The organism is Fervidobacterium islandicum, from assembly GCF_000767275.3.
GTDB lineage: Bacteria > Thermotogota > Thermotogae > Thermotogales > Fervidobacteriaceae > Fervidobacterium > Fervidobacterium islandicum.
In genome coordinates this window covers 1,542,672-1,561,551 of sequence record NZ_CP014334.2, presented here as the reverse complement: position 1 = coordinate 1,561,551, position 18,880 = coordinate 1,542,672, and the positions used below count along the sequence as shown (strand labels likewise).

Annotated in this window: 19 protein-coding genes; 1 reads left to right on the top strand and 18 read right to left on the bottom strand. The window is 39.7% G+C overall.

The features are described from left to right. Positions 1-15: 15 nt before the first annotated feature. Positions 16-1,074 (bottom strand): metallophosphoesterase family protein, encoded by a 1,059-nt coding sequence (locus NA23_RS07560; protein WP_033192079.1) that lies wholly within the window; start codon positions 1,072-1,074, stop codon positions 16-18. 127 nt (positions 1,075-1,201) lie between these two features. Between NA23_RS07560 and NA23_RS07555 the strand changes: the two genes are divergently transcribed. Continuing rightward, positions 1,202-2,212 carry a phospholipase C/P1 nuclease family protein gene (locus NA23_RS07555; RefSeq protein WP_033192078.1) on the top strand — a complete coding sequence of 337 codons (1,011 nt, stop codon included), beginning with the start codon at positions 1,202-1,204 and terminating at the stop codon, positions 2,210-2,212. Positions 2,213-2,234: 22 nt separating this feature from the next. Here the strand turns inward: NA23_RS07555 and NA23_RS07550 are convergent, their stop codons facing one another. The 17 genes from NA23_RS07550 to NA23_RS07470 form a co-directional block, all read right to left on the bottom strand. Next, a complete protein-coding gene (locus tag NA23_RS07550) occupies positions 2,235-3,533 on the bottom strand; it encodes an IMP cyclohydrolase (RefSeq protein ID WP_033192077.1) in 1,299 nt (432 codons plus the stop codon). Between the two features lie 44 nt (positions 3,534-3,577). Continuing rightward, positions 3,578-5,602, bottom strand: coding sequence for a methyl-accepting chemotaxis protein (locus tag NA23_RS07545; RefSeq protein WP_033192076.1), 2,025 nt, complete (start codon positions 5,600-5,602; stop codon positions 3,578-3,580). Between the two features lie 46 nt (positions 5,603-5,648). Next, positions 5,649-6,293, bottom strand: coding sequence for an SDR family oxidoreductase (locus tag NA23_RS07540; protein WP_033192075.1), 645 nt, complete (start codon positions 6,291-6,293; stop codon positions 5,649-5,651). 67 nt (positions 6,294-6,360) lie between these two features. Then, the gene (locus NA23_RS07535; protein ID WP_033192074.1) at positions 6,361-7,677 is read right to left on the bottom strand and encodes a hypothetical protein; all 1,317 of its coding nucleotides are present in this window, start codon (positions 7,675-7,677) and stop codon (positions 6,361-6,363) included. A 97-nt stretch (positions 7,678-7,774) separates the two neighbouring features. After that, a complete protein-coding gene (locus NA23_RS07530; RefSeq protein WP_033192073.1) occupies positions 7,775-9,484 on the bottom strand; it encodes a peptidylprolyl isomerase in 1,710 nt (569 codons plus the stop codon). Further along, positions 9,481-10,998, bottom strand: a complete 1,518-nt coding sequence (gene lysS / locus NA23_RS07525; RefSeq protein ID WP_033192072.1) for a lysine--tRNA ligase — start codon at positions 10,996-10,998, stop codon at positions 9,481-9,483. Before lysS ends, NA23_RS07530 begins: the two co-directional genes overlap by 4 nt. A gap of 64 nt (positions 10,999-11,062) precedes the next feature. Beyond that, on the bottom strand, positions 11,063-11,533 hold the full coding sequence (gene greA / locus NA23_RS07520) for a transcription elongation factor GreA (protein ID WP_033192071.1): 471 nt from the start codon (positions 11,531-11,533) through the stop codon (positions 11,063-11,065). Between the two features lie 25 nt (positions 11,534-11,558). Continuing rightward, positions 11,559-12,029: a transcriptional regulator NrdR gene (gene nrdR, locus NA23_RS07515; protein WP_033192070.1), complete on the bottom strand. Its 471-nt coding sequence runs from the start codon at positions 12,027-12,029 to the stop codon at positions 11,559-11,561. Next, entirely contained in the window at positions 12,026-12,943 is a 918-nt protein-coding gene (gene whiA / locus NA23_RS07510; protein ID WP_033192069.1) for a DNA-binding protein WhiA, read from the bottom strand. Before whiA ends, nrdR begins: the two co-directional genes overlap by 4 nt. Positions 12,944-12,953: 10 nt before the next feature. Next, on the bottom strand, positions 12,954-13,928 hold the full coding sequence (locus NA23_RS07505; RefSeq protein WP_033192068.1) for a gluconeogenesis factor YvcK family protein: 975 nt from the start codon (positions 13,926-13,928) through the stop codon (positions 12,954-12,956). Beyond that, positions 13,925-14,773, bottom strand: coding sequence for an RNase adapter RapZ (gene rapZ, locus NA23_RS07500; RefSeq protein ID WP_033192067.1), 849 nt, complete (start codon positions 14,771-14,773; stop codon positions 13,925-13,927). The genes NA23_RS07505 and rapZ overlap by 4 nt, the downstream gene beginning before the upstream one ends. Next, the gene (murI, locus tag NA23_RS07495) at positions 14,730-15,536 is read right to left on the bottom strand and encodes a glutamate racemase (RefSeq protein ID WP_033192066.1); all 807 of its coding nucleotides are present in this window, start codon (positions 15,534-15,536) and stop codon (positions 14,730-14,732) included. The genes rapZ and murI overlap by 44 nt, the downstream gene beginning before the upstream one ends. 43 nt (positions 15,537-15,579) lie before the next feature. Beyond that, positions 15,580-15,834 carry a cell division protein ZapA gene (locus NA23_RS07490; RefSeq protein WP_033192065.1) on the bottom strand — a complete coding sequence of 85 codons (255 nt, stop codon included), beginning with the start codon at positions 15,832-15,834 and terminating at the stop codon, positions 15,580-15,582. After that, positions 15,821-16,072, bottom strand: a complete 252-nt coding sequence (locus NA23_RS07485) for a hypothetical protein (RefSeq protein ID WP_033192064.1) — start codon at positions 16,070-16,072, stop codon at positions 15,821-15,823. Before NA23_RS07485 ends, NA23_RS07490 begins: the two co-directional genes overlap by 14 nt. A 21-nt stretch (positions 16,073-16,093) precedes the next feature. Then, positions 16,094-16,714, bottom strand: coding sequence for a site-2 protease family protein (locus NA23_RS07480; RefSeq protein ID WP_033192692.1), 621 nt, complete (start codon positions 16,712-16,714; stop codon positions 16,094-16,096). 41 nt (positions 16,715-16,755) lie between these two features. Further along, a complete protein-coding gene (locus NA23_RS07475) occupies positions 16,756-18,135 on the bottom strand; it encodes a B12-binding domain-containing radical SAM protein (protein WP_033192063.1) in 1,380 nt (459 codons plus the stop codon). Continuing rightward, on the bottom strand, positions 18,107-18,862 hold the full coding sequence (locus tag NA23_RS07470) for a type III pantothenate kinase (protein ID WP_033192062.1): 756 nt from the start codon (positions 18,860-18,862) through the stop codon (positions 18,107-18,109). Before NA23_RS07470 ends, NA23_RS07475 begins: the two co-directional genes overlap by 29 nt. Positions 18,863-18,880: the final 18 nt, after the last annotated feature.

The window sequence follows — 18,880 nt, the reverse complement described above, 5'->3', positions numbered from 1 at the left end:
CTATTTTCCTCCTTTTCACATCATTGCGTTAACGAAGAGTTCGATGAGCTGCTTTTTCGATTCCTCGTCGAGTTCTTGCTGATTTATCCTATCTACTATTTTTTTAAAGAGCATGTCGTTGCTGATCTTTCCCAAGTCTTTTGCTAAGAACTCAACCTCAGGTTTTGTGCCTAACGTATCCGCGAGACTTTGGATTTTTGCTTTCAGCTCTGATTCACTGATAGAAAATCTCGCACCGTCGAAGTGCCCGGTAATCTTGAAAATGGGTGAACAATTTTGAGGAAGTTTCAAACTGTTCAAAACATTTGAAAACTTATCAAAAGGATGTTCATCGTCGAAAATGCTCAAGTTTATTTCTATTTCTTCGTAATAGAATGAGCCGAGTTCCAACTCTTGCGGTTGTTTACCTATTTCTAACAGGTTGACTTTCCTCTTGCCTCTTTCTTTTTTCGTAACTGATACCGGTGAACCTGGATAGATGAAGTAGTTATTAGAAATTCTCAGAATATTGAATTTTGTGTGAAAATGTCCAGCAAGAATGTATTGAAAATTCAACGATCTTAGGAGGTTCAAATCTACCGGCATATATCGGCCCTTTTCTCCAAAGTCATCTGGTTCGTAATAAGGACTGAGCAATTCTCCATGAAAAAGCAAGACGTTTGATTTATTCGAAGTTGTAAGTTCGTTGGATTGGCGAAGAACGGCAAAAGTTTCCTTAGCAGATGAATATTCTTTCTTGAACGGAACTGCGATTATTCTTGCATCTTCGAAGTCATAGATGCTCTTTTCTTTTGAGAGAACAACAACGTTGTCTCCAAAATGAAGTCCGTCTTCATAGAATGTTTCGTCGTGGTTGCCAGGTAGGATAAATGTTTGAAAACTTGATCCAGAGAATATTGCTCTTAACCTCTCGTAACTTCTCACGGCATCTTCCCTGCTGTCGAACAGATCCCCGCTGATTACCAGAAGATCAACAGAGTTTTGCTTGGCTTTATCCACTATGAGCTGCAGTGCTTGCCATCTTTCGGGAGAATCGGTTCTTAGATGTAAATCAGACGTATGAAGAATCTTCACAACAATCACCTCTCAGCGGTTATTCGGTGTGCTTGGTATACACATGTATTATAACGCTAAAATTTGGATTTTTTGACAGTTGTGGAGTATAATCTAAAAAAAGCATAAAGATTTGAGGTGATTTGTTGTGTTCAACTTGACGAGAGTCGTTGTGTTCTTGATAATATTTCTGATGTTTTCCCAATCTCTTTTCAGTTGGGGGTCGCATGATATCTTCACGTTCCTGGTGGCAACCTCTATTCCAAATTTCGATTATCAAAAGCTTGTCGAAATAAGGGATTACGATTATGTGGAAAACCGCAGGTACAACACCGAAAAGTACGTCACGTACGACCTTGTTGCACACGGCAAAGCAAAAATCACGTTTGATAGCGATTTATTGAAAGTGAGCGGTGTTGAGCTAATACAGTATCAGCTGGTTCAGGATGGGAAACTTCCTGTATGGGCTATATTTTACGTGTACTCTCGTTCTCCAGACAACGGCATGGATTTTGTTGAGGAGTCTGGGATTGTCAACGCAATCCTTGGAGATACTCAGGCAAATAGGCACGCTTATTTGAAGGTAACCTTTTTTGAATATATGGAGGGTGATAAATCCTTTTTGCACTTTATAAAGATGTCCAAGGAAGCCTTCAGAAAAGGTGATGAGTACTGGGGTTATAGGTTCCTTTCGTATGCACTGCACTATCTTGAGGATTTGATGCAGCCATATCATGTACGACCAGGAACTGTTCCAGAACTTATCCAGTTCTTGTTTGATCCGAAAATGAGAGTATTTCTGAGAAATGCTCACAGCACTTACGATGATTATATGACTTTCTTGTTGACAAGGTCAAAGTACAAAGAAGAGTTTTATAAGCTTATAAGAGAGGCAAAACCTTTGACGCTCCCTGTTTCGGATGAACAACTTATATACGAAGCGATATTATTTTCTTATTCTATGTTTTTCGATGTACACGATGAAGTGAAGAAGGCTTTTGGAGAGATATTGTACAATAGGAGAGCTATGATGGAGGATTTCGAAAAGGCGGAAGAAGACGGTAAGTTGGCCAGGCTTTATGAGTTAACAAAAAAGCTTGCGAGTGTGCTCGCAAGCTTGTGCAAGGGTGTCATTTTAAAAACTGCTTTGCAAAATTGAGAGTTGGTGTGTCCAATTAGCTTTAGAAAGTGAAAATGTTAATGCCACGTTCACCGCATATTTTTGTGAAAAGGTTATCTACTTCAGCGTTCGTATAGATGTTAATTAATTTAATCATCGCTTTTTCAGAATCGAAAATGAGTTTTTCAAGGCTTTCAATAATATTGGTTGGGCATGTTTCGAATTTGAAGAATCCGTCATTTTGTTCGGCTATCAAGCTGTTTTTTGGCATTGATGCTAAAAGTAACCGATAGATGTTCATGGTGCTTACTAGTTTTTTTATCATCACATTTCCAACCATGTGAACGATTGGGATTTTTTCAGTTTGTAAATTTTCGAAAAAGTATGTGAATTTTATTAATTCCTTCCCCTTTAGTGCTTCTTGTGCGTACTCTTCGTCTTCAGCTTCCTCGTATGATATTATGGTAAACGTGCTTTCTTTTAGCTTTCTTACCATATCGTTTGTAAGTCTTCTCATGACTACTGTAGAACCTACGAGGTCGCATATCCGTCCGCCAGAGGTTTTCAAATTTACCATGGAGACAGGCAGAGAATCGTTAAAGGCAATAACGAAGTCAGGTTCTTGTGCAACGACGAGCGCACCTAAGGTTACTACGGTAGATTGTTCTGTGTATTTGCTGAGCCTAACGAATCGCTTATCGACGTTGTCAAGGATTTCGTAGTTAACCTGCGGGTTGGAGAATTTTTCAAAGGTCATATGTTCGTATTTTTCGGAAGCAAATAGTTCGGAAAGGACTTTGTGAATCGTGGAATCATATTTCATGGTGTAATAGAACGCCTTTAGTGCGAACATTCTTCTGTCGTGGAGTGGGACATCTCCACAGGAGTCTAGTAACTTTATAACCTTTGGATAATCGGCTGGATCGCATACAACGACAACGTTCCTGTGGTTTTTCGCAGCGGCTCTAAGGAGTGCAACTCCACCAATGTCGATATTTTCTATCAACGTATCTTCGTCTCTCGTTTGTTTTTGAACTTCTTCAAAAGGATACAAATTCACAACGACCATGTCGATAGGACTGATCGAATGTTCTTCAAGGTCTGCGATATGGGACTGTTCATCGTAATTGGCAAGGATAGCACCGAATATGAATGGGTGAAGGGTTTTTACACGACCACCAAGGATTTCAGGAAAACCTGTTACTTCGGATACTTGTTTCACGGGGATTCCGGAATCTGAGAGAAGCTTTGCTGTACCCCCGGTGCTAATTATTTCCACGCCGCGGTTGTGGAGCTCTTTGGCGAATTCAACGATTCCCGTCTTATCTGAGACACTTATCAATGCCCTTTTTATGTTCACTTGAAAATCACCCCCATTGCTGGTTTCCGTTGGCTTCAACCAAATTATTCAATTTTCAGTGCGTTCTGAACCTCAAGAATTTGATCCATAATTACGGAAAAGATATCTTCTATTTTCTTTTGAGTTTCTCCAAACAACTCAAATGCTTGTCTCAATTCTTCCGAGGTTTTCATTATCTCGTATATGCTGTCTTTTAGGTTGTTCATCTCCGATGATTGTTTTTCAAAAGTTGCCTCAACTCTGTCGAAGTCTTGAGTTAAAATCTGGACGTTATCGATAAATCTGTAGATGGACTGTGAAAGTTTCTCGTTGCTCTTACTTATAATCTCAAGATTGTTGAAAAGGTCGAATAGTTCTTTTGCGAATCCTTCAAACTTGCTGGAGATCAGAGTGATGCTGTTTTCAATCCTTTCCGCAAATTCAGAAGCTTCGCTAGCCAACTTCCTTATCTCACTTGCAACAACGGCGAAGCTTTTACCAGCCTCTCCGGCTCTTGCTGCTTCTATGGATGCATTTAAAGAAAGTAAATTGGTTTGAGTTGCGATAGCTTTTATGAGACTTGAAATATCCTTTATTTTAGCAAAATCTTGGTACAGGTCGTCGAATGTAGATTTCAGTTTTGTGCTCATTTGATTAAAGTTATCGACGATCGTCTCCGTTTCAGAAAAGTTCGCTTTACTATTTTCAGATAGTGCAATTATGTCTGCCATTATGCTATCTGACTTACTGACAGTTTCTTGCAACAGCGACGAAGTTTTTATTATCTCGTCCAAAAAACTTTCGAAGTATTCAACGATATTCTGCAGTTTATCAAGTGTTTCTTGTGCATTCTTAGAAGAGTTGCTGAGGTGTTGGTACAAGTCTTCTATTTCGTCGAAGTATTTTACGGAAGATGATGAAAGCTCGTTCACCTTATCCCTGGAAGCGACGAGATTTTGAATGTAATTGGTCTGTTGCTCCATTAGTCTGCTAATTGCTTCGTTCATGTTCTGAGTATTCCTAAAAACTTCTATAGTTTTTGCAGCAACGTATGTAGCTACGGTGAACCCAAAGAAAAGTTGACCTATGTTGAAGAACATGAATTCAATTTTAATTATGTTTGCTACGGAAAGCAGAGACAAGAAAGTAGCACCGATAACCGCAGAGAAACCAAAGAGTATCAACTGTTCATATCTGTTCTTCGTTTTTCTAATAAGTATACCTAGGACGATTAATAGTAAAATGAGAGAGTAAAGGTAAAAATTCGCATACGACCTTTTGAGTAACGTCATACTGTTAGATAAGACTACGGGAACAAACAACGACCAGTAGCCCAAGATGTAGAGCTTTTCCAGTTTCGTTGCCCTTCTTTTGAAAATCTCGTTTGCGAATCTGTAAGCAAAATACATCGCAAGTGCTGCACCGAGTATCGCTAGTTTTTTCCAAACTATGAAAGGATGCAAGAAAAGGTTCATCTCATCAATGCTTGTCAAGAAGGGAGAAACTATAACTAAAGCACCGTACAGGAAGCTTTTTTCCTTTAATGCAACAGCCAATAAAAGTACGACTAAAAAGAGGCCGAGCATGAAACCGGTGCCCAGATAAAACATGTACTCTTCGATAGCGTTGGCACGTTCAACAAATTTAATTATATCCTCGTGCTTACCAATATAAAATTTCCGCTCGATACCACCGTTCGAGATAAAAGAGAGTTCAATAACCACATCGCCTTGGAGAACAACAGGAAAATACCTGTGCCAAGGATTGACACTACCTCTCTTAGATGAAATATCATATATCAACACGTCATTTTGGTAGATTCGTAAGTACTGGTTAGCGGTCGCCGAAACGGCAAGAGTTTTTCCTTTGTATTTCGACCCATCTATTTTTATTTGCATGACGTACTCGTTGTTTTCTTTGTCTGCTACAAAGTACGGGAATGGTTTTTCTTCACCGTTCACAACAACGGTTGCATCTTTAAACTCTTCTATTCCAGGAACATTTCTGTACAACTGCATAAACGCAACAATCAGGGAAATAGCAAGCAAACCTAAAAGGACAATGAATATGTTTTTGGCCACAGCTTTCATGGAGAACACCCCTGCACTATGTGCATAGAAACTTTGACAAGTTTGTTTACCAAGGCAGGGGTTTCCCGGTATAATCAAGAAAGACCCCACTTTGGTTCAAGTTCTCGATTACTTTAATTATACCAGCCGCTGATTCTTCTGGAAGAAGGGGTGCTTCAGGACCGCCCATGTCCGTCTTTACCCAGCCTGGATGGACGGAAACAACGTACATGTTCTTAAGCCTGTGCGCCAGTAATTTCGTAACCATGTTCAACGCAGCTTTTGAAACAGAGTAAGGCACGGATGTAGTTCCGCCCGTACTTGCAATGCTACCAAGGATGCTTGATATATTTATTATCTTAGCTCCCTCTCTAAGTTTGCTCTGTTTGTAGCATTCCTGTACGAGCATATATGGACCCATTGTGTTGACTTTGAAGGATAATATCATACCTTCCTCTGTGACTTCAGGGAACCTTTCTTCAATAAGCACACCCGCGTTGTTTATAAGCACGTCTATAGGTTCAATTATTTGAGAAACGAAGGTTTCTATAGAGACTGGATTTGAAGTGTCGACTTTCAATACCTTAAGATTTTCATGCTCTATGGGCATGGATGTTCTGACGCCCACGGTTACCTTCTCACCTTTTGATAGCAGTTGTTTGGTCAGTGCTAAACCGATACCTCTATTTGCACCTGTGATAACCCAGTGCATGCTCTAACCCCCCTGGGAACAATATCTTTGAATGTTTTGGCTAAATAGTCCAAATTTTGTCTTGGGTTTATTGCTCACTTTCTATTTTATAATTCGGATTCTCTTGGTGCAACTGTTCCAAATATTTATTTGCACTCTCTTCGTCTCCAAGTGCTTTGTTCATTCTGTATAGATATTCAAGTGCTTTTTGCCTTACTTCAGGATTTCCAGAGTTGCTTAGTTCTTCAAGTTCAGAGAGATTTGAATATATGTATTGCAGGACAGACAACGTGTCTCCGTTGTTTATGTAGTTTATAAGAATCTTCGAGAGTTCAACGTTGTATTCCAGAAGAACGTTTTCTGAATTGTCAAACTGCCTGAGTCTTGCAAGGACCAAGAAAGATCTGTATCCTAATTCATAAAGTTCTCTTACAAGTGCTTCGTATTCCTCAATGTACTCTTCAACTAGATTGGCATCCTCCAAAGCAGTTAGCAAACCTGTTAGTACGATAGGATCAGTCTCTATGAGATTCCCAGTTTCATTGAAGACTGTAGAATAGTACTGTTCAACAAGCTTTTCAGAAGGTACATTTCGGACCATATCAAACCATATTTTGTACTCTTGAGGCACAGCGAAGTTGATTTTTTCACTCTTAATTTTTTCTTCAACATATTTTTCAAATTTTTCGTTGGAAAGATTTGCCATAACTTCCTCGTACATTGGTGATTCTTTGAACTTTTCAAATGTGGAAAGGTCATTTAGATTCTTTATGTTGAACACAAAGCTTGCGTTGTCAGTCGTGTGCATTTTGAGTTTCTTTTCAGATGGTGTGAACAGCACATCTATGAACGAAGCGCTCGTTTGACTCTTTTTAAGTCCGGCATAGGAATCTGAGTCCAAAAGTCCAGAAGACTCGGAAGCTTCACTAATAGCTTTTTCAAAGCCGACTTCAGAGGCTCTATCGTAGAATTTTTTTGCTTCTTCTTCCGTTTCAAAAACAGCGTAGTCAAAGTCCACGTATGCTTCTTGTTGGATGTCTTCTCTATTTTCTTCGTAGTATTTTTCCATATCAGATTCCGAAATTTCAGAGTGAGCAACCTTGAACTCTTCAGAAGATAGACCTTCTGCTTCTGAAAGATACTCGACGAACTTGTCCTTAAGTAGTTGATTCATTATCAGTGCTTCAACGTATGGTTTTTCAAATATAGGATCGAAAGAACCGTAGTACATTTCGTAAAGTTCGTAAAGCTGGTCAATATCGTCCCACGTAATTCCAGTGAGAATCTTTCCACCTCTTTCAAGATAAGCAGCGAAATTCTGCTGAGTGCTTGCCAAAGCAATTGAACTGAGGAACAAGACACCAACCGTAAGGAGTAAAGAGAGAATCTTCAAATACCTTTTCATAATAACACCTCCAAGTGTTTGTTGAGGATTGAATTAGACCAAGAATCTGACATTTGAAATTATCCCCCGCAGGCTTTGCGGGGGATATTCTCACTCGTTATTTATTGTTTGTATCACTTGTTTGTGTTGCGTTGTTTGTAGTTTGTGTCGATTCATTTGTCGTTTGCGTTGCTTCTGCTTCTTTTTGTTTGATCATATCTTCGAGTTCTTTTTCCGCTGAATCAAAGTTTATACTATAGTCCGGTTTAAGTTCTTTCAGCTTTGCCAGATATCCTTTTGCCGTTTTAGGATCATCGAGAAGCTTGTTCATTTCGTACAATTTGTAGTATGAATCTGCCCTTATTTTAACATCGACATTCGTGGCTTCAGCAAGATCAGCAAAACCTTGGTAAACTTCGAAAAGTTGATTCATTACGTAGTAAGCTCCGCCAATTGAAAGATACGGTTTTATAGTGTCGTACAATTTTGAGTAGTAATCGTAGGTGATATCTTTCCTGTCTGGGTAATACTCTTTCATCCTTCTGAGTATTTCAAGTGAAGAGCCTTTCACTTGCTCGTATATAGATAGAACCACTTTCTTCTCAAATTCCCTGACATCGCCTTTTACAGTTTCAAGAGCTGTATCTGTACTCTCAATTATTCTATCTGCAATTACCAAGAAGGCGGCTTTTTGCTCAGCTGGTATATCGCTTTTAACTTCCTCTTTCTCGGTGAAGAACTCTTCGTAAAATTTCTTGTACGCAGTCAGTAAGTCTTTGCCTTCCGAAGTAAGCGCTCGGTACCATGCGTTGTAAACGGGATCCCTTATCTCAAACGCAATCTTGTTTTCTTCTTTCCATTTCTTGAAGTTCTCTCCGAATCTCTCGTTCTTCAAGTTCGTGACAATTTCGTTGAAGGCGTCGGATTTTTTGAAATTCTCAAATGTATCAACCTTTTGTACACTTTTCACATTGAATACAAAGTACGTGTCGTTGTACGGGAATGAAACGAGTGTCGATGTTGCATCGAAAATCATGTTTTCAAGTTCTTCAGGAAGCGTACCTTTGTTCAGCGTGTAATCCGTTAAAGTCAATGAAGCTTCGGATGCAGCTTGCGTTACACCTTTTTCCATAGCTGATTTGACGAATTTCTCCATTTCTTCTTTGCTTTCGAATGTCAAATACGATGTTTCTGCTTTTGTGTATTTGTTAATTATGTCTTGTTTGTTTTTGTCGTAATAGTTTTGAATCTCTTTATCGGTAACAGCCCCGAGTTTATCTCTTACAGCTTGTATTGTTAGCTCCTGTTCTTTCTGACGTGTTAGTTCTTTCTCGTAATTTGTGAGGCTTCCGTACTGAGTTTTAATCTGCTGGAGTTTTGTATTGTCCTTTTTCAATTCGTCTATTTCCTTTTTGACTTCTTCCTTGACCTTATTTTTATCTGGTTTGATATTGTTGACTTCTGCGTAGTAGAGCATAAGTTTCTTGTTGAGTAGGTCAACGGCGATGAGTGTCTTAACGTATGGTTCTTCAGTAACGGGATCAAGTGAAGGGTTGCCGTACTGAGCTAACAGGTTTCCGTAGACTTGTTCGATGTCTTCCGGGAATACCCAATAAGTCTCATTCTTCAGAGGTGTCCCATCTTTTGTTAAGTACGCTGCAGTTTCTTCTAATGTTCTCTTCATTTTCTTTGCTCCAGGAGTGTAATTAACCGCTAAAGCCCAGAGTGCTATACCTGCGATGAATGCGATCGCTATGATCCAAATGAATACTTGTTGCCACTTACTTATGTGTTTTCGGAGTTTTACATCTTTGCTTTCTTTGCTCATACTCTATCTCCCCCTTCTTCTGCTTTCTCAGAGATTTCAATTTCTTCTATATCAATATCACTTTCCGGTCTGACAAGCGGGAATGCGATAACGTCACGGATGTTCGCACTGTCTGTTAGCAACATGACAAGCCTATCAATCCCTATTCCAAGTCCACCAGTTGGTGGCATTCCGTATTCAAGTGCGCGGACGAAGTCTTTGTCAAGCATCTGTGCTTCTTCATCACCGAGGTCTCTTAATTTCAGCTGATTCATGAACCTTTCAAGCTGATCCACAGGATCGTTGAGCTCACTAAACGCATTCGCCATCTCGCGACCGTAAATTATCAATTCAAACCTCTCGGTAACCCTAGGATCTTCCCTGTGTCTCTTTGCCAGGGGCGAAATTTCAACTGGATGGTCGAGTAGGAACGTAGGCTGGACAACCTTGTCTTCAACAAGGTCCCAAAGTTTTTCGATCATGTGCCCCCTGTCTTCTATTTCAACATCGACACCGTGGGTTCTTAGAACAGACAACATTTTTTCGTCTGAGTCTTCGAGTATATCAACACCTAGGTTTTCTTTTATAAACTCTCTCATCTTAACCCTTCTCCAAGGTCTTGTGAAATCTATTTCCTGACCCTGGTACGTGATCTTCGTGGTTCCAAAGATTTGCTCAACAAGATATGTGATGAGCTCTTCAGTGAGGTTCATCATATCTTCGTAGTCTGCATACGCTTGGTAGAGCTCTATAGAGGTGAATTCTGGATGGTGTTTATAGGAAATACCTTCATTCCTGAAAATTCTTCCGATTTCGTAAACTTTGTCGAAGCCTCCAACAATAAATCTTTTCAGATGGAGTTCAGTTGCGATTCTTAAATACATATCGATGTCCAGTGCATTACAATGTGTAATGAATGGACGTGCTGAGGCACCACCGGTGAGGTATTGAAGAATAGGTGTCTCGACCTCGTAGAATCCTTTCTTGTGTAGAAATTCACGGATCATTCTAATTATGTCTGACCTTATTCTGAACCTCTTTATGGTTTCGTCATTGGCAATCATATCGACATACCTTTGACGGTAGAGTATTTCTTTGTCCTTTATACCGTGCCATTTCTCAGGCATCGGTCTAAGAGGTTTGACCAAGAGCTGGAACTTTTCGACAAGGATAGTAATCTCACCGGTGTTGCTTTTAAATACTATACCTTCAACACCGATGATGTCTCCCACAGTTACGTGTTCTTTAAAGAACTCAAAGTTCTCTGTTTTATCCTTTCGAACGTATGCTTGTATGCGTCCGTAGGTGTCTTTGATATGAAAGAACGCACTTTTGCCGTGCTCTCTTATGGACATTATCCTTCCAGCTGTTGAAACCTTTTGATCTGTGACTTCTCCGTTTGCAAGGTGTTCGAATTGCTTCTTTATATCTTCCGTTGTGTGTGTTTTCGGATAGGAATATGGATAAGGATTTATGCCCATATTTCGCAGTTCTTCTATCTCTTTAACCCTTTGCTCTCTAAAGTCCTTAAGCAAGATGAATCCCTCCTAAGCTGCTTCAAAAGTGTAAAAGTTATTTCATTTTGGTAATTTTAGCTGACTACTCTGCTGTTATATCGAGCACCTGGTATTTAACAATTCCTTTCGGTGCCTTTACCTTTATAGTCTGCCCTTTCTTCGCTCCGTTAATACCTCTTCCAAGCGGGGAGTCAATGCTTATCTTATTTGCAAATATATCAGCTTCTTGCGGGTTTACAAGTTGGACTTTCATTTCTTCACCGGTTTCGAGGTTCTTTAGAAGTACCCAGTCACCAAGACTCACGGTTGAGGAATCGAAGGCTTCTGATATTATCTCTGCGTTCATGAGCATCTGTTCAAGTTCGTTGATACGAGAAGCAATTCTGCCTTGTTCGTTCTTTGCTTCCTGGTACTCTGAATTTTCCGAAAGGTCTCCTAATTCTCTTGCAGCTTTTATCCTCTCTGGGATTTCGAACATAAGTTGGCGTTTTAATTCATCGAGTTCTTCTTTGAGCTTTTGATAACCTGCTCTTGTTAGCTTAACTTTTTCCATCACTTTCTCCCTCCTACTAAGAAATTTAATCACTTTGTTTTTGTGATTCCCCGCGCAATTCTTTGATGACTTCTATAAATTGATCAATTTCTCTAAAATCTTTGTAAACCGATGCGAAACGAACGTAGGCTACTTGATCTATTTTCTTCAACTCTTCCATGACAATTTTCCCGATTTGTTCAGTACTTACTTCGACCGAGCCACTTTTTTGCAGAGTCGAAACGACATTGTCAACTATTCGCTCGATATCTTCCAAAGTGACAGGTCGCTTTTCAAAAGCCTTCAGAAGACCGTTCAATATCTTTCTTCTGTCGAATTTTTCCCTTCTGCCGTCCTTTTTTATTACTGTTATTGGTCCAGTTTCGTACCTTTCATACGTGGTAAACCTCGCATGACAGTTCGGACATTCTCTCCTACGTCTTATCGCCCTACCTTCACTCAGTTCCCTCGAATCAAGCACTCTTGTGTCTTCGTAACCACAGAATGGGCACCTCATTCTCCCTCACCACTTCCTTTGGTCTTTTCCAAAAGCTTTTCTAATCTCTTAAACCTATTATACACCATGCTTTTCGTCATTGGTGGGTCGAAGAGTTCTCCAAGTTCCGTTAAAGGAAGGTCTTCGTGCTCCAACCTAAGCAGAGCCAGTTTCCTCAGTTCGTCAGGCAAATTTTCCAAGCCGATTCTTTTAATAACTTCGTTGATAACTCTGATTTGTTTTGCGTTGCTTTCGCCTGTTCTTTTAGCATTAGCACTCAAAAAATTAAGAGTGCGGTTTATATCCGCTTTTATCTCCCGAGATGTAGTGATTTTTTCTATATGCGACGCTGCACGAATTGCGCCCATTAATTCTAAAACTTCTTGTATGTCGTAACCCCTTTTTAAGTAGTACCTATAATTATACCTCAACTTTGTGATTTTTCCAATTACACCAAGAAAATCTTCGAGTTTTCTATCAATGAAATACAGTAGTTGTTCGTTATAAGAAACCAATTCGAAATGATAGTTCTTTGCTGGGTCGGTAACAGATCCAGAAGCGACAAAGAAGCCTCTCAAAAATGCACCGAATAAACCTATGTCTTCTTGGATTTCTTTAGGCATTGAGAGTATGGACAACTGGAGTTTGTTTAAGATGTCTGTTGGAATAAAGATCTGAACTCTTTTGCGCTGGAGTTTGTTTTTTATCAGTGTAAGCTTTTTCTTGTCCGTTCCTAAAATGTGCAGCAAATTCATGACCCTACGAGCAGCTGGTATGAAACCAACTTCGAGCAAAATATAGCTATCAACCGAAGTTTTCACGTATGTTCCTTTACCTTTTAAATAACCAACAATCTCAGCCCGTGCCTCTTCCTGGCTGAGAACATCAACTTGACATAATTCACCTTTAACTTCTTCAGAAAATGTGTATTTCACGACTTCACCTCTAAATTTGTAAACTTTCACTCGGTATTTTGTTCTTTAACGAGCTCAGCAAGTTGAATAATACTTCTGAGATTAGCAATGGATCATGTCTAATTCGGTATTCATTTTCGAAAATAACCGAAGAGTAATGTCCTAAGATTAAGCGATTATCGTTGATATCCACCTTCAGTGGTTCGGAACCCTTTTCGATGTATCTTTTCAAAACCTCTTCGTTTCTAGGAGGTAAAGAGTGAACTATGTAATCGATAGAGATTCCCGCATATCTTTCAATCTCCTGTACATGGTCGCCAAGCGAGTATTGCAAAGTCTCACCGGGTTGAGTCATTATATTGCTTATGTAGATTTTTATGGCTTTCGACCTTTTAAGACTCTCTTGAAATCCACCGATAATTAAATTCGCAATGACGCTTGTATACAGACTTCCGGGGCCGAAGATAATAGCATCGCTTTCTTCTATTGCGTGTTCAACCTCTGGATTTATTCTCACAGGTTCTTCTAATCTCAATTCAACTATTCGATTCTTGGTAGTCTTACCATACTCAACGATGTTTGTTTCACCAACCACGCACTTCCCATCGGAAAAGATTGCAGTAAGCCTTGCCATCTTCAATGATACAGGGAGCACGCGACCTTTTATTGCAAGAATATCAGACGCTCTTGCTACGGCTTCTGCAAAACTACCTGTAATCTTTGTTAGCGCGGCCAAAATGATGTTACCGACACTGTGGCCTTTCAAAGAGCCATCTTGAAATCTATAGTTAAACAACGCACTAAGAATACTTTCAGAACTTGCAAGCGCTACCAAATTGTTTCTTATGTCACCAGGTGGTGGAACGTTTAGTTCTTCCCTAAGTATACCTGAACTTCCACCTTCATCAGTTATTGTAACTACGGCTGTTATATCGAATGGATAATTTTTCAAACCACGTAACAACGTAGAAAGACCTGTTCCACCACCTACGGCAACGACCTTCATCCAAGTGCCACATCCCGATGTTCAACGGTTGTTTTGAAATTCTCTTTTTCAAGCTGAGAAGACAACTCTTCAGCAAAGTAAACAGACCGGTGTTTTCCACCGGTACATCCTATCGCAATAATTAATTCTTTTCTACCTTCTGAGTGGTATCTATTTATGGCAAACAAGATAACGGATTTTATCCTATTCAAATATTCGGTAATACCTTCTATATTTCTCAAGAATTCTTTAACTTCCTCATCGCGGCCGTCTTTCGGGCGGAGTTCTGGAATATAGAAAGGATTTGGAAAGAAGCGGACATCGAAAACAAAATCCGCATCAAGCGGTATTCCATATTTGAAACCAAAACTGATTATATGCACGGTAAAATCCTTTCCTTCCGTGGGCTCAAGAACCTTTGTCAATTTTTCTCTTAGTTGGTGAGGATTCATCTGGGACGTATCGATCACGATGTCAGCCATCTCGAGGATGTCTTTCATCATCTCAGCTTCCAGATCTATTGCTTCCATTATCGATGTGGCCTGTTTAGAAAGTGGGTGAGACCTTCTAGTGTGCGCAAATCTTTGGACCAAAGTTTCTTTCGTGGCGGTTAAGAAGATAACCTTTGTGAACGGGAACCTTTCTTTGATATCTTTGATGGCTTTTGTAACATTGCCGAACATATATCCTCGAACGTCAATAACAATGGCCAATTTTTCCACACTTGGCAACACGAGGCTGGCTACTTGGTATATAACTTCAGGTGGAAGGTTGTCTATGCAGAAGAATCCCAAATCTTCGAGTAGACCTGCAGCAGTAGACTTACCCGCTCCCGAGTACCCTGTCAATATCACAAGCTCTTTCAAAGTATACCACCTTCTGCTCTAGTTCCGAAACATCAAGATGTTTCACCTGATAAGGATGCCTGAAACCTATCTTTTTGAGTTTCTTCTCAAATTCATTAGGATCTCCTGTTACGTAAAACTCGACAAACGGCTTTCCACTACCCACAAGGTGAGAAATTTCCCTAACCATTTCATCCGCCGGGTCGATAATCCTAACGTTTTCCATAACACGTGCTATTATGTCTTTAAGGAATGGAAAATGTGTACAACCAAGTATTAGTTCATCTGGTTTGAATCTTCTAAATGGTTCAAGATAGAACTTAACAACGGCCTCAACCATATTGCCGTAGAATATACCTTCTTCGACTAATGAAACAAAAAGCTGAGCAGGCCTTTGAGCTACCTTTTTACCTCTTTCTTCAAGGGCGTGCTTGTAAATACCGCTCTGAACGGTCGTATGTGTACCTATAACTGCAACTCTTTCGTACTTTGAAGCGTTGACCCCCGCTTGGATGATACTATGGTACGGTATCTTAAAAGCGTGGCGATATTTCGCCATTGTTGAATCTGAAGTGTTGCATGCCGCAAATATGCGCTCGACTTTTCGCTCCATTAGAAAACCAATGATTTCCCTACTGAACGTTTCTATTGTATCACGAGACTTCGTGCCATAAGGGGCACGCATAGTATCGGCAACGTAAATATAATGAGCAGGAAGAGCTTCTATTAACTTCTTAAGAACGGAAAGCCCACCTATTCCGGAGTCAAATAGCCCGATTCTCATCTGGTTCTAAATCCCTCCATTGTGTAGTTTTTTAACTGTTCTTTTAGCCTAAAGTTCTGACTTTCTCTTTTATCCTGTTGTAGAGTTCGTCAAGCTGTTTTTGTGTATTATACTCGCTTTCCAGTAAATCGCAAATCATCAGAACCAGAAGTTCGTCGAATGGAATTTCCTCGAACAAATTTCTATAAGTGATTTGAAGCTCTTTCAATCTTCTGAGAACGTAGTCTATAAGTTCATCGGAACCGTCAGTGGCGAATTCGTAGTCCTTACCGAAAACCGATATTTTAACCTTCCTCATGTTCGCTCACTTCCAGTATCCGCATTAAATCTTTTACTCGTACTACGAGCTTGTTTATGATCTCTTCGTTGTTCCTTAGCAAGTTCTCAAGATGGCTTTTTTCTCTTTCCAACTGACTAATCTTCTCAATCGCTTGATTGAGCTCGTTCCATAATTTTTCATTCTCTTTTTTTAGTTCAACATAACTCGTTACTATACCTTCTACCAAACGCTCTAATTCCTGCACCTTTTCGTTCATTATACCACGCTCCCTTGCGTTTTACCAGTTTCCGAAAACAATAAAATTTGTAACATTTGTAATAAAAATAACTAACGGATGCATTATCATGGGCAAAATCCACAAGACAAGAAGTCCCAACATGAAAAGGATACCATAAAATTGGAACTTTATGTACCACTCGTAAGACTTGTCCGTTAAAAAGGCTAAAACCATACGCGAGCTATCAAGTGGAGGAAATGGTATCAAAGAAATAACTCCCAACGTAAAGCTCCATTTAGAAGACAGATATAGAAGGTTGAAAAGTATAGGAGAGTTTGAAAATCTACTTGCCATTCCGTAGATTAGTCCAAGCAAAAAGCTGGCAAGTATACCATACAGTGAGAAAAGAAACAACTTTTTCCGTCGCACTTTAATGTAGTCAACAAGTGGAGGTTTAGTCCAGCCAAAGTCAAAAAACAGAAATGTTAACACACCTATAGGATCCACATATCCAATTAAAGATTTCTTAAGGAATGGGAAAAGCTTATTCGTCGTTCTTTCTCGTCCAAAGCTTATTCTGTAGAACACACATCTGAGAAGCTCCCGTGGCCAACTAATTAAAATGTACGCTGCAAAACCGTATAAAACATTTTTCAGCAAGGAAGATATAAGCTGGTTCAAAAAGATCCCCCTCTCGAATACCACTTGATTTCCAACAAATGTCATATAATTTTGTTCCCATCTTTTTTCCATCCAAGTTCAATCTTCTTTTGTTTGGCGTATTCTTTTACTTCGTGTATTTGTTCGTAAGTCATATTGCCCCACCAATACGGCAAAACCGTGTTGTTAAGCAGCAGAGGATCTTCAAGCCCCGTGAGTTTTCCTTTGTTCACCAAATCGATCCAGATATCAGTTCCCACAATAGGCGTGAACTCATTTACGGAGAAATCTATATCTATTGATGCACACACGTCGATTGCGTTCTTCACATCCTCTGTAGTTTGTTCAGGCAAATTAACCATTATATATGCCATGACTTCTTCGCGTGTGTACCCTGCACGGTGAAGTATCTCAGAGGCGCGAACTATATCTTCATCTCTAACTTTCCCACCAGTTGCTATTTGAAGCTTTCCAGATGTTTCATATCCGAGTTTTATTGTTTTGAAATTTGCCTCGAAAAGTAGATCTGCAGTTTCCTGATCTAATAGCCTTGCATGGATACCGTTAGGAAGATGAAATCTAAGTTGCTTGTGCAAGTTCTTTTCGAGTATCTTTCTCAGAATGACCTTAAAGTGCCTTTCTTTATTAATAAGTATCGCATCGTCAAAAAAGACAATATCTTTGACACTGAGCAACTCGGAGAACTTTTCAATTTCTCCTACCACCACGTCCGGATCTTTGAATTTCATGACTTCCCAGTTTCTATGGGCTATACAATAAGTACATCTGTATGGACAACCGAGTGTTGTTAATAAGACAACATACCCTACCCTGTTGTATAACTCGTACGCCGGAGATAGATCTGTGAACCAATCTATTTCCGTGTCTGGAATATCCCAACCAAGCAGTTCATTCAGAAACCGCGGTAGATACCTCAAATCTGTTTTAGTAAAAACGTATGCGCCTGATTTTTTGGCCACATGAGGCTGGTTTCTTGCGAAGAACCCCCCAAGCACGATAGGAACAGAAAGCTCCTCTTTCAACACACGAATCGTATCAAAGTAACCTGGATACCAATAAGTCAAAGTCGAAGTAACAAAAACAGCGCTAACATCTTTTCCAATTTCTCGCAATCTTTTTCTAAAAAGTTCCTCCGGCATTCCGTAGCGTTTGTACTTTCTGGGCACGAAGTCAAGTATCTCAGGCTTTTTAATTTCCATATGTGGAAATTTACCTGTGCCGTAAAATTTGTCTTTTGGAACTCTTGTATACAGTGGTAATTCTGGGTCGTATCGATTCATCAAATCTATCAATTCAACTTCTATTCCTATACTTTTCAAAAAACTTCCCACATAAAGTAAGCCAACTGGCTTCAACCAAAAGTCGTACGCAGCAAAATCTTCAATCCAAGGGTTAACGAGTAGTATTTTTCTTTTCCTCATAAAAATAGTACATCCCTCGCAATGTCAAATCTTTGTCAATTATTCCGGCCACTATATCTTTCACGAAAATAGCTTGACCCCCTGTGTGAATAATTTTGGGATCAGTTGAAAACTCTTTAATAATATTTTCCACAACATATTTCACCGCACCAACCGTTGCATTTATAGCTCCGATCTGTATATTCGACTCGGTATCTTTGCCAATGAATGTAGGAGAAGGTCTAAGTTCCACAAGCGGTAGTTTTGCAGTTCCTTTGAAAAGTGCATTTACAATCATTGCAAAGCCTGGAAGTATTGCTCCACCCTCGTAAACCCCATCTCTGAGGACTTCTATAGTTATTGCTGTTCCATAATCAATAACGATACAATTATCGCCGTAGTCTTTCTTGGCAGCTATCACATCGCAAACTCTGTCTGCACCTATCTCTTTCGGATAGTGCACGTTCCATATTATTTTATCATAATCATGAGCCTTAACAAAATGTACTTCTCCATTTCCGTATTTTTGGGAAAAGTACTCAAAAACCGTGTTTACAGAAGGAACAACGGAAGATACAACTATCGGCAAGTTCTCAACATAGTCCTTGAAAAAGCTCTTTAAGAATGCGTACAGTTCGTCTTCTGTTTCGTACTTTGAAGTTGAAATTCTGTATTTTTCAAAGTCTTTGCCGTTTCTTGTCAGTGCAATAGTTGTATGCGTATTTCCAACGTCGAAGAGTAGGACCATGGTTTGACATTCACCTCA

Coding starts and splice junctions, on each gene's coding strand:
- NA23_RS07545 (WP_033192076.1), bottom strand. CDS start 5,602: ATGAAAGCTGTGGCCAAAAACATATTCATTGTCCTTTTAGGTTTGCTT.
- NA23_RS07540 (WP_033192075.1), bottom strand. CDS start 6,293: ATGCACTGGGTTATCACAGGTGCAAATAGAGGTATCGGTTTAGCACTG.
- NA23_RS07535 (WP_033192074.1), bottom strand. CDS start 7,677: ATGAAAAGGTATTTGAAGATTCTCTCTTTACTCCTTACGGTTGGTGTC.
- NA23_RS07530 (WP_033192073.1), bottom strand. CDS start 9,484: ATGAGCAAAGAAAGCAAAGATGTAAAACTCCGAAAACACATAAGTAAG.
- greA (WP_033192071.1), bottom strand. CDS start 11,533: ATGGAAAAAGTTAAGCTAACAAGAGCAGGTTATCAAAAGCTCAAAGAA.
- nrdR (WP_033192070.1), bottom strand. CDS start 12,029: ATGAGGTGCCCATTCTGTGGTTACGAAGACACAAGAGTGCTTGATTCG.
- NA23_RS07505 (WP_033192068.1), bottom strand. CDS start 13,928: ATGAAGGTCGTTGCCGTAGGTGGTGGAACAGGTCTTTCTACGTTGTTA.
- murI (WP_033192066.1), bottom strand. CDS start 15,536: ATGAGAATCGGGCTATTTGACTCCGGAATAGGTGGGCTTTCCGTTCTT.
- NA23_RS07490 (WP_033192065.1), bottom strand. CDS start 15,834: ATGAGGAAGGTTAAAATATCGGTTTTCGGTAAGGACTACGAATTCGCC.
- NA23_RS07485 (WP_033192064.1), bottom strand. CDS start 16,072: ATGAACGAAAAGGTGCAGGAATTAGAGCGTTTGGTAGAAGGTATAGTA.
- NA23_RS07475 (WP_033192063.1), bottom strand. CDS start 18,135: ATGAGGAAAAGAAAAATACTACTCGTTAACCCTTGGATTGAAGATTTT.
- NA23_RS07470 (WP_033192062.1), bottom strand. CDS start 18,862: ATGGTCCTACTCTTCGACGTTGGAAATACGCATACAACTATTGCACTG.